Annotated in this window: 8 protein-coding genes; 2 read left to right on the top strand and 6 right to left on the bottom strand. The window is 69.7% G+C overall.

From position 1 onward, the window contains the following. Positions 1–116 precede the first annotated feature (116 nt). Positions 117–902, bottom strand: a complete 786-nt coding sequence (locus tag sphst_RS10340) for an SDR family oxidoreductase (RefSeq protein ID WP_031394517.1) — start codon at positions 900–902, stop codon at positions 117–119. Positions 903–955: 53 nt separating this feature from the next. Here sphst_RS10340 and sphst_RS10335 point away from each other — a divergent pair, with 53 nt between their 5' ends. Together sphst_RS10335 and sphst_RS10330 are read left to right on the top strand one after the other, a co-directional pair. Beyond that, complete coding sequence (locus tag sphst_RS10335; protein WP_107045526.1) at positions 956–1,717, top strand: ABC transporter ATP-binding protein; 762 nt, start codon at positions 956–958, stop codon at positions 1,715–1,717. After that, positions 1,714–3,264, top strand: coding sequence for an ABC transporter permease/substrate-binding protein (locus sphst_RS10330; protein WP_107045494.1), 1,551 nt, complete (start codon positions 1,714–1,716; stop codon positions 3,262–3,264). The genes sphst_RS10335 and sphst_RS10330 overlap by 4 nt, the downstream gene beginning before the upstream one ends. Before the next feature lie 78 nt (positions 3,265–3,342). On the opposite strand, the gene sphst_RS10325 is transcribed toward sphst_RS10330, so the two are convergent. The 5 genes from sphst_RS10325 to bioB all read right to left on the bottom strand — a co-directional run bounded on the left by sphst_RS10325 (position 3,343) and on the right by bioB (position 12,333). Next, positions 3,343–5,988, bottom strand: coding sequence for a TonB-dependent receptor plug domain-containing protein (locus sphst_RS10325; RefSeq protein WP_107045493.1), 2,646 nt, complete (start codon positions 5,986–5,988; stop codon positions 3,343–3,345). 65 nt (positions 5,989–6,053) lie between these two features. Further along, on the bottom strand, positions 6,054–8,453 hold the full coding sequence (locus sphst_RS10320) for a DUF3772 domain-containing protein (RefSeq protein WP_107045492.1): 2,400 nt from the start codon (positions 8,451–8,453) through the stop codon (positions 6,054–6,056). 424 nt (positions 8,454–8,877) lie between these two features. After that, a complete protein-coding gene (locus sphst_RS10315) occupies positions 8,878–10,923 on the bottom strand; it encodes an acetyl-CoA carboxylase biotin carboxylase subunit (RefSeq protein WP_107045491.1) in 2,046 nt (681 codons plus the stop codon). 55 nt (positions 10,924–10,978) lie between these two features. Beyond that, complete coding sequence (locus sphst_RS10310; RefSeq protein WP_031396130.1) at positions 10,979–11,356, bottom strand: lysozyme inhibitor LprI family protein; 378 nt, start codon at positions 11,354–11,356, stop codon at positions 10,979–10,981. Beyond that, positions 11,347–12,333, bottom strand: a complete 987-nt coding sequence (gene bioB, locus sphst_RS10305; RefSeq protein ID WP_107045490.1) for a biotin synthase BioB — start codon at positions 12,331–12,333, stop codon at positions 11,347–11,349. Before bioB ends, sphst_RS10310 begins: the two co-directional genes overlap by 10 nt.

Genomic DNA, 12,333 nt, shown 5'->3' with positions numbered 1-12,333 from the left:
CTTCCGTCATCCTGACGCCCCCCCCGTCATCCTGACGAAAGTCAGGACCCAGAGCCCCAAACGGCAACGCCCGTGACTCTGGGTCCCGGATCAAACCCGGGATGACGGAAGCCCCCCTAGCGCTTCACACTCCGCCGCATCCGCTTGCGCAGCGACCCCGGCATCCAGCGCGCGGCGAATGCCATGCGGTGCGCCGTCTTGCCGACATAGGTGTGGACCGCATTGCCGTGCACCGCCGCCCAGGCCGCGTCGGCGACCGCCTCGACCCCGGTCAGCTCGAGCCCCGCGCCCGTCACCGTCTCGCGGATCGACCGGTTCGATCCCCCCGCGGTCGTGTTCAACAGCGGCGTGTCGATGAAGCTCGGCACGATCGCGCGCACCTTGATCCCGTCGCCCGCCCATTCGCCGTCGAGCGCCTCGGTGATCGCGCGCACCCCGAACTTGGTCGCCGAATAGGGCGCCAGCCCCGACGAGCCATAGATAGCCGACGCCGATGCGGTGTTGAGCAGGCACGATCCCGGCGTCCGCTTCAGATAGCCATGACCGATCTTCGCGCCGTTCAGCACGCCGACCAGGTTGACGCCGACCACCCGGTCGATCTCGGCGAAGTCGGTCGTCGCGAGCGGCCCGCCAGAGCCGATCCCGGCATTGTTGAACAGCACGTCGAGCCGCCCGCCCGTCAGGGTCGTGAACGCATCGAGCGACGCCACCCACGCCTCGCGGTCGCGCACGTCCATCACATAGGTCGACGCCCCCTCGGGCAGCAACGCCGCGGTCTCGGCCAGCCCCGCGGCGCTGACGTCGGCCAACCCAACCCGCCAGCCCTTGCGCGCGAACAGCAAAGCGGTCGCGCGGCCGATCCCCGATCCGCCGCCGGTGATGAATATGCTCTGCTGGCTCATGGCCGATCCTCTCCGTTTGATTTTGCGGTATGTTTCCCGCATCCTGCGCCCAGATGCCAGATCAATCTCCAGCGCTCGCTTTCGAACGCGTCACCAAGGCTTACGGCGCGACGATCGCGGTCGATGCGGTCTCGCTCGACATTGCGGGCGGCAGCTTCGTCGCGCTCGTCGGCACGTCGGGATCGGGCAAGTCGACCCTCCTCAAGACGATCAACCGCCTCGTCGAGCCCAGCGACGGCCGCGTCCTGCTCGACGGCACCGACGTCACGCACGGCCCCGCGCCCGCGCTGCGCCGCCGGGTCGGCTATGTCTTCCAGAATATCGGCCTGTTCCCGCACATGACGATCGCCGAGAACATCGCGATCGGGCTGCGCATCGCCGGCCGCGGCGACGAGGCCGATGTCGGCGCGCTGCTCGATCTCGTCGACCTGCCGCGCGACATCGCCGGACGTCTGCCCGACGCGCTGTCGGGCGGCCAGCGCCAGCGCGTCGGCATCGCCCGCGCGCTCGCGCCGGGGGCAAGGCTCCTGCTCCTCGACGAGGCGTTCGGCGCGCTCGATCCCGTCACCCGCGACGCGCTCGGCACGCGCATCCGCGAGCTGCACGACCGGCTGGGCCTCACCACCATCCTCGTCACGCACGACATGGCGGAGGCCTTGCTGCTCGCCGACCGCGTGCTCGTCATGAAGGCCGGGCGGATCGTCGCCGATGCGACCCCCGCCGCGCTCGTCGCGGGTGAGGGCGGCGACGACGCCCAGGCTTTGGTCCAGGTCCCGCGCGCGCAGGCCGACCGCCTCCGGGCGCTCGTCGCATGAGTGCGTTCCTCGACGCGCTGACCCGCGTGCCGCCGCTGCTCGCCAGCCACGTCCTGCTCTCCGCGGCGGCGCTGCTGCTCGGCGTCGCGATCAGCCTGCCGCTCGCCATCTGGTCCGCGCGCAACGCCGCGGTCGCGCGCGTCGCATTGGGCTTCGCCAGCCTCGTCCAGACGGTCCCCAGCCTCGCGCTGCTCGCGCTCTTCTATCCGCTGCTGCTCAGCCTGTCCGCGCTGGTCGGCGGCGGGATCCCGGCCTTGGGCTTCCTCCCCTCGCTGATCGCGCTCACGCTCTATGCGCTGCTGCCGATCCTCCGCAACGCGGTCGCGGGGCTGCAGGGGCTCGATCCCGCGGTATCGCAGGCCGCCGACGCGGTCGGCATGACGCCCGCGCAGAAGCTCCGCCTCGTCGAGGCCCCGCTCGCCGCCCCCGTCGTCGTCGCCGGCATCCGCACCGCCGCGGTCTGGACGATCGGCGCGGCGACGCTGTCGACCACGGTCGGCCAGCCGAGTCTGGGCGACCTGATCTTCGCCGGGCTCCAGACGCAGAACTGGGCGCTGGTCCTCGCCGGCTGCGTCAGCGCAGCGGCGCTCGCGCTTATCGTCGACGCGCTGATCGGCGGGATCGAACAGGGCATCCGCGCGCGCCGCCGCTGGCTCTGGATCGCGAGCGCCGCGATGCTGGTCACAGGGACCGCGCTCGCCACCGCGCCGCTCTGGCCGCGCGGCGGCGGCGGCGACCGGACGGTCGTCGTCGGCGCGAAGAATTTTTCCGAGCAATATATCCTCGCGCGGCTGATCGGCGACCGGCTGACACGCGCGGGCTACACCGTCACCTATCGCGACGGGCTGGGCTCAGCGCTCGTCTTCGGTGCGCTCTCAGGCGGCGATATCGACGTCTATGTCGATTATGCCGGCACGATCTGGGCCAATGAGATGAAGCGCAGCGACGTGCCCGAGCGCACGAAGATGGTCGCCGATATCGGCGCTTGGGCGAAGAGCACGCACGGCGTCGGCCTGGTCGGCTCGCTCGGGTTCGAGAACGCCTATGCCTTTGCGATGAAGGCGGAGCCTGCGCGCCGCCAGCGCATCGCGAGCCTCGACGATCTGGTGAAGGCCGCGCCCGGCCTGACGCTCGGCAGCGACCTCGAATTCCTCGAACGCCCCGAATGGGCGGCGGTGAAACGCGCCTATCCGCTCCGCTTCGCGCGCACCACGCCGTACAGCCCGACCTTCATGTACCGCGCGCTGCAGAGCGGGAAGGCGGACGTCATCTCCGCCTTTTCCTCGGACGGCCGGATCGCCGCGGACACGCTGACCGTGCTCACCGACCCGCGCCACGCGATCCCCGGCTATGACGCGATCCTGATGGTCGCCCCCGCCCGCGCGAACGACGCGCGCTTCACCGCCGCGCTCCGCCCGCTTGTCGGCCGCATCCCGGTCGAGGCGATGCGCACCGCCAACTACCAGGTCGACCGCGACACCGACAAACAGACCCCCGAAGCCGCCGCCCGCTGGCTCGCGAGCAAGATCGGCCTTCCGTCATCCTGACGAAAGTCAGGATCCAGAGCCAAGCAGAACAGCGCTCCGTTACCCTGGATCCTGACTTCCGTCAGGATGACGCGAGCCTCAGAAAAACAGCTTCCGCACACTCAGCCGCACCGTCCGCCCCAGCGGATCCAGATAATCCGGCTGATAGGTATTCGGCACCGCCCCGCTCGCATCCGTCACCCGCTGCCGCGTGTTGAACACATTGTCGACCGACAGCGTGACGCGCATCCCGCGCAGCCACGGCCGCGCCTTCACCCATTCGAGCCGCTGCCCCAGATCCGCGAACAGCCGCATATTTGCGGTCGCCAGCCCGCCGAAATTGAGCGTCTCGGGTGCCGCCGCGGTCCCGCCATCGACCCGGGTCCCCGCCGCGTAATTCGCCGACAGCCGCGCGCCGAGGCCGTTGTTGCTATAGCCCGCCTGCGCCTCGAGGCTGTGCCGCGCCGACCCGCCATTATTGCCGATCGCATCGCCGTCGAGCAGGTTCAGGCTCGGCCCGCCCTCCGCGACCAGCACGCGGTCGGTAAAGCGCCAGGTGTGATACAGCGCGAACTGGACACGCCCGCCGCCCTGCCCGCGCCCGCCGCGCCCGAAGCCGCCGCCCCCGCCGCCCGGACCACCCGGGCCACCGCCGCCACGTCCTTCACCCGGCCCGGCGCCTTCGCTCCGCGGTCCTTCACCCCGCGCGCCTTCACCCCGCCCGCCTTCACCACGCGGCCGCCCGCCGCCCGGCGGCTGCATCCCGGCAAACGGATTGGGCCCCGTCCCCGCGCGAAACGCCTCGAGCTCGCGCTGGATCTTCGACTTCAGCGGCGCGGAGAAATTGATCCCCCAGCGCAGTTCGGAGCGTTCGCTGCGCGCGAAATTGATCGGCCGCCGGTCGACCTGTAACAGTGCGCCCGTCGCATCGCGGACGAACCGGTCGGGGAACGCCGCCTCGATCGCCGCGGTCGCGGCCGGGAAGGCGGCGATCGGATTGTCGGTCCGGCTGTCGACATAATTGGCGGTCAGCGTCACCTCGCGCCCCGCCCAGGGCTTCACCGTCAGCCCCAGCTTGGTCACGCGGTTATTGTCCGCGCTCAGCCCGGGATTGCCGCCGCTGATCGTCGTCACCGTCGCGGTCGTGCCCTGGACATAATCGAACACGCGGACATTGGGCGTCGTGATCGACGGATTCCCCAGCTGCTGCGCGGTCGGCGCCTGGTCGGTGTCGGTCACCGACGCGATCAGCCGCACCGCCGGGATCGGCGCCCAGTTCGCGCCGTAACCAAGCGTGGTCAGCGTGCCGAAATCCGACAAATGATCCTGCGCCAGGTTGAAGTTCGCCGACAGCGTGCCGAGGAACGGCAGCACGTCCTTCGACCGGCTCGCGATCGGCAGGTCGACATTGACTTGGCCGTTGACCGTGTCGCGCGCCACCTGCCCGCGCTGCGCGAACCCGCCGCGATCCGACCGGCTGTCGAAATCGGCGGTCTCCGCGCCCAGCTTGAGCGTCGTCGACACGTCGCCCGCAGGCAGCGCGAACAGCCGGCCATTGGCGACCGCGTCGATCCCGCCGATGCTCTGCGTCGCATAGGCACGGTTGCCCGCCGCCGCGCCGATATCCGCCGCGGTCAGCGCGCCCAGCGGCACCGCGGTCGGATCACCCGCCGCCAGCCGCGCATTGAACGCACTCGCATCGACGCCGGTATCGGTGAAGGTCTGCGTATCGCTGCGATCGTAATTGCCCGTCACTGTCCAGCGCCACGTGCCGACATCGCCGTTCAGCGTCGTGCCCAGATGCGCCGCGATCGACGACGCGCGCTGCGCCAGCGGCAGGAAGCCCGGATCGTCGAGCGCGCGGTTGATCACGCTCCCGTCCGCCAGCGTCAGCGCGGCGACGGGCAGGCCGTTCAGGCTGCGGCTGTCGGTCGATTCGAGCCGTCCGTTGATCGTCGCGCCGACATTGCCGAAGATGTTGCGCGCATAGACGCTGTTCGCGGTGAAGGTGCTCGTCTGGCCCTGCAGCGTGCGGAACGGCGTCGGATCGACGACCGTGCCGCCCGCTCCCACCGCCCCGCTGCCGTTGCCCCCCGCGATCGGCACGATGTCGCGCTCCGCCTCGGTCAGCGCCGAACTCGTCGTATATTCGGCATGCAGGTTGACCCGCCGGTCGCGCGCGATCGTCAGCAGGTCGAGCTTGGCCTGCGGCGTATTCGTCCCCCCCTCGGTCGGCATCCGGTCGATCGCCTCCGCGGTCACCGCGCGAAAGCGGCGGCGCAGCACGAAGTTCACGACCTTCTGGTCCGCGCGATAGCCATATTTCAGCGCGACCTCCTCGGGCAGGATCTCGACGCGCTGGATCGCCTCGGTCGGGATGTCGCGGATTTCGGAAAAGCTCGAGATGCGCCGCCCGTTGAGCAGCACCACCGGCGCGCCCCCGCTGCCGCGCCCGCTCGTCGTCTGCGGGCTGAGTTCGGCGAGCAGGTCGGACACCGAACTGACGCCGTAGGAGCGGATGTCCGCCTGCCCCAAAGTCTGATCGGGCGGAATGTCGCCGACCACCGATCCGGGCAGCTTGCGCGATCCGGTGACGACGATCTCCTCGCCCTCGACGCTATCCTCCGGCTCGGCTGCGGCGCCGTCCGTCTGCGCGGCCTCTGTCGCCGGCACCGGCGCGGGCGCCTGTTGCGCCGCCGCCATCGCCGGCAGGCTCACCGCCAGCATCAAACCCAGTGTACGCATAACCCTGACATCCCATCGACCTGACCCCGGCACCTAGGGGCCAATTGTCGCAGGATTATGCCGCTTCACCGCGCCGCGTCGGTCGGTCCGGCCATGATTCCGGCAGCCCCGACGGCGGGCGGCGTCCCGATCAGCTCCATCCGCGTCGTCGTCGCGCCCAGATCGATCCCCGCCTCGCGGAACTGGCGCAACAGCGTGAACAGCAGCGCGCTGCGCACCGGATAGGCATCGCGCGGGCTCGCGACATAGGCGAAGCAGTTGAGCTTCGCGCGCCCGCCATCGACCGAATCGATGAACACCTTCACCTCGGGATCGTCGAGCACCTCGCTCTGGTCGGCAAAGGCGGTGAACAGCATCGTCCGCACCGCGTCGAGATCGCTCTCGATCGGGACCGAGAATTGCAGCTGGATCCGCCCGATCGGCGCGGCCAGCGTCATGTTCTGGATCGTCTTGGTGATAAGCTCCGAATTGGGGACGATCAGCGTCGATCGGTCGGCGACCTGGATCTCGGTCGACCGCACGTTGATCCGCTTGACGTCACCCTCCTGGTTGCCGATCCGCACCCAGTCGCCGATCTTGACCGGCCGCTCGGCGAGCAGGATCAGCCCCGACACGAAATTCTGCGTGATCGCCTGCAGGCCGAAGCCGATGCCCACCGACAGCGCACCGAGCACCACCGCCAGCTTCTCCATCCCGATCCCGAGCGCGGCGAGCGCCCACAGCACCGCGGCAATGATCCCCGCGTAGCGCGCGACCATCGTCACCGAATTCTGCGCGCCCGCGTCCATCGCGGTCGTCGGCAGGTAGCTGTTGACCAGCCAGTGCTGCAGCCCGCGCATGATCGCCAGCGCAACGAACAGCACCGCGATCGACCGCAGCACCGCGCCCGGCGATATCGTGATCTCGCCGACCGTGATCCCGCCCGCAAGCGTCCCGAACAGCTCGAACACCGACGTCACGCCCGCCCCGAACGGCGCCATCACCGCGCCGAACGCCAGCATGATCAGCATCAGCCGCAGCACCGCCGACAGCAGGACGCCGATCTGGTCGACCGTCCGGTTGCCGACCCCGAAGCCGCTGTTCGCGCTGCGGCCGATCCGGTTGCTGCTCGACAGCGCGGCACGGCAGGCGTCGTCGGTGAAGGTCATCATCAGGTACAGCGTCGCGCCGACGATCGCCCCCCACACCATCCACTGCGCGGTCTTCAGCGCGAAATTGACGTATCCGGTCAGCGTCGCGACGAACGCGACCAGCACCGCCAGCCACACGACCAGCGCGACGATCGCGAGCAGGCTGTTGCGGGCGGGCTTCTCGGGATCGGGCTGGGCCGCCGCCCTCAGCCGCCCGAGCGCGACCAGCACGCCGGCGATCAGCGCCAGGTGGAGCAGCGCGATCAGCGCGTTCGCCGCGGTCGACGCCGCCGCACTCGCGCCGACCAGCGCGTTGGCCGTGATCAGCAGCTGGCCGAAGAACACCAACCCCGCCGCCGCCCAGGTGAAGGGGCGCAGCGTCTGCGCTGCGCTGTCGCCGATCGGCAACAGCCGCCAGCTCGGCTGCGCGCGCAACAGCAACGCGCCGCCCAACGCCGACAGGAAGGCCGCAAAGAACGACAATCCGACGAAACGCGTCGCGATCTGGTCGAACGCGGGCGACAGCAGGGCGGACCAGCGCAGCGACTGGACGAACGCCAGCGCGGCGAATCCGGGCAACATCGTGCCGATCACCACCAGCCACAGCGCATAGGCAGACCGCCGGATCCGCCCCCCCGGCGCATGATCGGTCGCATAGCCGCGCCCCAGCCGGTGGAGCGCACCGCGCACCGGCACGAGCAGCACCAGTGCTGTGAGCAGCCCGGTCAGCGCGATGATCGCCGCCTGCATGTCGAACCGCTGGACGAACTGGCGCGCGCCGGTCGCCGCGAACCGGTTCAGCCGCGCGGTGTCGCGCGGCAGGTGATCGACGATCGCGGTCCACAAAGTCGGCGACAGCGGCGACGCGCTGCGCTCGGACAATTGCTGGCCCAGCTCCTCCGCCTCGGCCGCACCGATATCGTCGATCTGCTGCTTGGCCTCGACCCCGATCAGCCGCGCGCGCTTGATCGCCGAATCGATCGCCGACTGGCTCTGCGCGAGCAGCCGGCGCTGCTGGCGGATCTCGGGCGCCTCGACCACCCCCGGCGTCGCCGCGCCCAGCTCGGTCACCCGCGCCTGGACCAGCGCCATTTCGGGCGTCAGCACGCGCACCGCCTCCGCCGCGGTCGCCTGCACCGCCTCCGCCCGCGTCCGCAACGCCTGCCGCGCCGCATCGTCACGCGCCTCGACCGCGGCATCGTCGACCGCCTGCAACTCCGCCGACGCCCGCGTCAGCCCCGCCGCCACCGAGGCCACCTTCGCCTCGTCCTGCGCGACGGCAGGCAGAGCGGACACGAGCAGCAGCAACGCGGCGAAATAGCGGGGAACGATCATCCGCCCGGCTCTACAGCGTCACAGCCAAAAACGGGAGAGCCCGCCGCGATGGCTCCCCGCCCGGATGGCGCACCCCTACGCTGCCCCACCCCTACGAACCACCCCGGCGTCGGCCGGGGCCCAGTTGGGAAAGCTGAAGTGACGACGCGCAGCGCTAGCCAGCCACGTCCCCCAACTGGACCCCGGCCTCCGCCGGGGTGGCGCACAATGCGTGCGGCGGTAGCCCCACCCCACCACAAACCAAACCACCCCGGCGAAGGCCGGGGCCCAGATGGGAAGGCTCGAGTAACGACGCGCAGCGCTAGCCTAGCCACGTCCCCCAACTGGACCCCGGCCTCCGCCGGGGTGGTGGACCCCTTGTTCTCCCGCGAAGGCGGGAGCCCAGTCTGGGTCCCCGCCTGCGCGGGGACACAAGAGCTGAAACCTATTCCAGCTCCAAAATCACCTGATCCACCGCCAGGCTGTCCCCCGCCGCGGCCGATACCGACTTCACCACGCCGGTCTTCTCCGCGCGCAGGATATTCTCCATCTTCATCGCCTCGACCACCGCAAGCGCCTGCCCCGCCTCGACCCGGTCCCCCGCCGCGACGTCGAGCCGCACCAGCAGCCCCGGCATCGGGCAGATCAGGAATTTCGACAGATCGGGCGCGACCTTCTCGATCAGGTGCGCGGCATAGGGCGCGACCCGCGCGGGCAGCACGCGCGCGACATGGCTCGCGCCGCGCGTCGTCAGCCTGAACCCGGCACGCGCCTTCGCGATCCGGATCGTCAGATGCTCGTCGCCCTCGACCATCACCATCCGGTCCCCCGGCGTATATTCGAGCGACAGGTCGAGCTCGACGCCATCGACCGAAATCCCGTCGGTCGACACGCGCACGTCGTGATCGGTCCCGCCGATCGTCACCACCCAGTCCGCAGGCGGGCGCAACCGCCGCCCGAGCTGCCCGTCGATCCGCCGCGCGCGGTCGGCTTCTGCCGTCGCGGCAAAGGCGGCAACCGCGGCCAGCGTCGTCAGCAACGCCGCATCCGCAGGCGCGCCGTGGAACCCGTCGGGATATTCCTCGGCGATGAACCCGGTCGTCAGCGCCCCCGACTGGAAGCGCGGATGCTGCATGATCGCCGACAGGAAATCGATGTTGTTCCCCGGCCCCTCCAGCTCGAACGCGTCGAGCGCCGCGATCTGCGCCGCGACCGCCCCCTCGCGCGTCGGCGCCCAGGTGATCAGCTTGGCGATCATCGGGTCATAGAACATGCTGACCTCGCCCCCCTCGCGCACGCCATCGTCGACGCGCACGCGGGGTTCGGCGGAGTCCACATCCCCTCCCCCGTTCGTGCTGAGCGAAGTCGAAGCACCCTCGCTCAGGGCGAACGGGAGGGGCGGATTATACCGCACCAGCCGCCCGATGCTCGGCAGGAACCCGCGATACGGATCCTCCGCATAGACCCGGTTCTCGATCGACCAGCCGTTCAGCTTCACCTCGTCCTGCGCGAACCCCAGCGGCTCGCCCGCCGCGACCCGGATCATCAGCTCGACCAGATCGAGCCCGGTAATCTCCTCGGTCACCGGATGCTCGACCTGGAGCCGCGTGTTCATCTCGAGGAAGTAGAACCCCTCGCCGCTCGTGTCCGCGCCCGACACGATCAGCTCGACCGTCCCGGCCGAATAATAGCCGACCGCCCGCGCCAGCGCGACCGCCTGCTCGCCCATCGCCTTGCGCATCTTGGGCGTGACGAACGGCGACGGCGCCTCCTCGACGACCTTCTGGTGCCGCCGCTGGATCGAGCATTCGCGCTCGTTGAGATAGACGATGTTGCCATGCTGGTCGCCGATCAGCTGGATCTCGATATGCCGCGGGCTTTCGATGAACTTCTCGATGAACACGCGGTCGTCGCCGAACGACGCCAGCCCCTCGCGCTTGGTCGCCTCGAAGCCTTCGCGGACGTCCTGCTCGCTATAGGCCAGCCGCATGCCCTTGCCGCCGCCGCCCGCCGACGCCTTCATCATCACCGGATAGCCGATGCCGCCGGCGATCTCGACCGCGTGATCGGTGCTGTCGATCTCGCCGAGATAGCCCGGCACGACGTTGACGCCCGCCGCCTTGGCGAGCTTCTTCGATTCGATCTTGTCGCCCATCGCCGCGATCGCCGCGGGCGGCGGCCCGACGAAGGCGATCCCCGCCTCCGCACACGCCCGCGCGAAGCTCTCGCGCTCGGACAGGAAGCCATAGCCCGGATGGATACAGTCCGCGCCCGTCTCCTTCGCCGCCAGCAGGATCAGTTCGGCCTTGAGATAGCTCTCCGCCGCGGGCGCGGGCCCCAGCCGCACGCTCTCGTCCGCCATCAACACGTGCGGGCTGCGCACGTCGGCGTCGGAATAGACCGCGACGGTCTTGATCCCCATCGCCTTGGCGGTGCGCATCACGCGGCATGCGATCTCGCCGCGATTGGCGACCAGGATTTTCTTGAACATCTCTCGCCCTAAACTGTGCCGTCTCCCCGGCTTGGCGCCGGGTGCGGACGTGTATTTACTGGTACCAGATCATCGATTTGAGCTGCGCGGTCCGTGCCTTGGTCAGGCCGGTGCGACAGCCGGCGATCGTCATCCCCTGCGCCGACCCGCCGGCATATTGCCCGCCCTCGATCACGCACTGCGTATCGCGGAACTTCAGCCACGCGCGCTGGCTTTCGAGCAGCGATCCCGCAAACCCGAAGCCACCGCCACGCGACGTGTCCTGCGCATCGCGCCGCTTCATATAGGCATAGGTCCGCTTCCACTGCGCGGTCATCGCCGCATCCGCCTGCGCATAGCTGCTGCCCGCGGACCGGGTCATCTGCGCCTGCGCCTGCGCCTGCGACTGGGGCTGCATCGGCGCGGCGGCCATCAAAAGTGCGATCAGCAGCATGTCTTGGCCTCGCGCATCGGCTCCGGCCCGACCATCGGCGTCATCCCCAGCTTGGCCAGCAACGCCGCATCCGCGCTGTCGCCCGCATTGCCCGTCGTCAGCAGCGTGTCGCCGGTGAAGATCGAATTCGCCCCCGCCATGAAACACAGCGCCTGGGTCGCCTCGGACATGCTCTCGCGCCCCGCCGACAGCCGCACCATGCTCAGCGGCATCGTGATCCGGGCGACCGCGACGGTCCGCACGAACTCGATATCGTCGATCTTCGCGAGCGGCGTGTCGGCGAGCATGTTGCCGAGCACCGTCCCCTTGACCGGCACCAGCGCGTTGACCGGCACGCTCTCGGGATGCCGCGGCAGCGTGGCGAGCGCATGGACGAAGCCGACGCGGTCGCCGCGGGTCTCACCCATCCCGACGATCCCGCCGCAGCACACCGAAATCCCCGCATCGCGCACGTTGGCCAGCGTCTCCAGCCGGTCCTCGAACGTCCGCGTGGTGATCACGTTGCCGTAATTCTCCGGCGAGGTGTCGATATTGTGGTTGTAGTAATCGAGCCCCGCATCGGCGAGCTGCCGCGCCTGCTCCGCATCGAGCATGCCGAGCGTCATGCACGTCTCCAGCCCCATCGCGCGGACGCCCTCGACCATCGCGACGACCTTCGGCATGTCGCGCGGCTTCGGGTTGCGCCACGCCGCCCCCATGCAGAAGCGCTGCGATCCCGCCGCCTTGGCGTGCGCGGCGTCGGCGAGCACGGCATCGACGTCCATCAGCTTTTCCGCCTTCAGCTGCGTGTCCGCGCTCGCCGACTGCGAACAATAGCCGCAATCCTCGGGGCAGCCGCCGGTCTTGATCGACAAGAGCGTGCACAGCTGCACCTCGCTCACCGCATGATGCGCCCGGTGCACGGTCTGCGCCCGGTACATGAGGTCGTCGAACGGCAAGTCGAACAGCGCCGCGATCTCCGCCCGCGTCCAGTCCAT

It is taken from the genome of Sphingomonas sp. STIS6.2, from assembly GCF_000732685.2.
GTDB classification, from domain to species: domain Bacteria; phylum Pseudomonadota; class Alphaproteobacteria; order Sphingomonadales; family Sphingomonadaceae; genus Sphingomonas; species Sphingomonas aerolata.
The sequence above is the reverse complement of the archived record's forward strand: the minus strand, read 5'-3'. Positions and strand labels throughout refer to the sequence as shown.

Coding starts and splice junctions, on each gene's coding strand:
- sphst_RS10340 (WP_031394517.1), bottom strand. CDS start 902: ATGAGCCAGCAGAGCATATTCATCACCGGCGGCGGATCGGGGATCGGC.
- sphst_RS10315 (WP_107045491.1), bottom strand. CDS start 10,923: ATGTTCAAGAAAATCCTGGTCGCCAATCGCGGCGAGATCGCATGCCGC.
- sphst_RS10310 (WP_031396130.1), bottom strand. CDS start 11,356: ATGCTGCTGATCGCACTTTTGATGGCCGCCGCGCCGATGCAGCCCCAG.
- sphst_RS10325 (WP_107045493.1), bottom strand. CDS start 5,988: ATGCGTACACTGGGTTTGATGCTGGCGGTGAGCCTGCCGGCGATGGCG.
- bioB (WP_107045490.1), bottom strand. CDS start 12,333: ATGGACTGGACGCGGGCGGAGATCGCGGCGCTGTTCGACTTGCCGTTC.
- sphst_RS10330 (WP_107045494.1), top strand. CDS start 1,714: ATGAGTGCGTTCCTCGACGCGCTGACCCGCGTGCCGCCGCTGCTCGCC.
- sphst_RS10335 (WP_107045526.1), top strand. CDS start 956: ATGCCAGATCAATCTCCAGCGCTCGCTTTCGAACGCGTCACCAAGGCT.
- sphst_RS10320 (WP_107045492.1), bottom strand. CDS start 8,453: ATGATCGTTCCCCGCTATTTCGCCGCGTTGCTGCTGCTCGTGTCCGCT.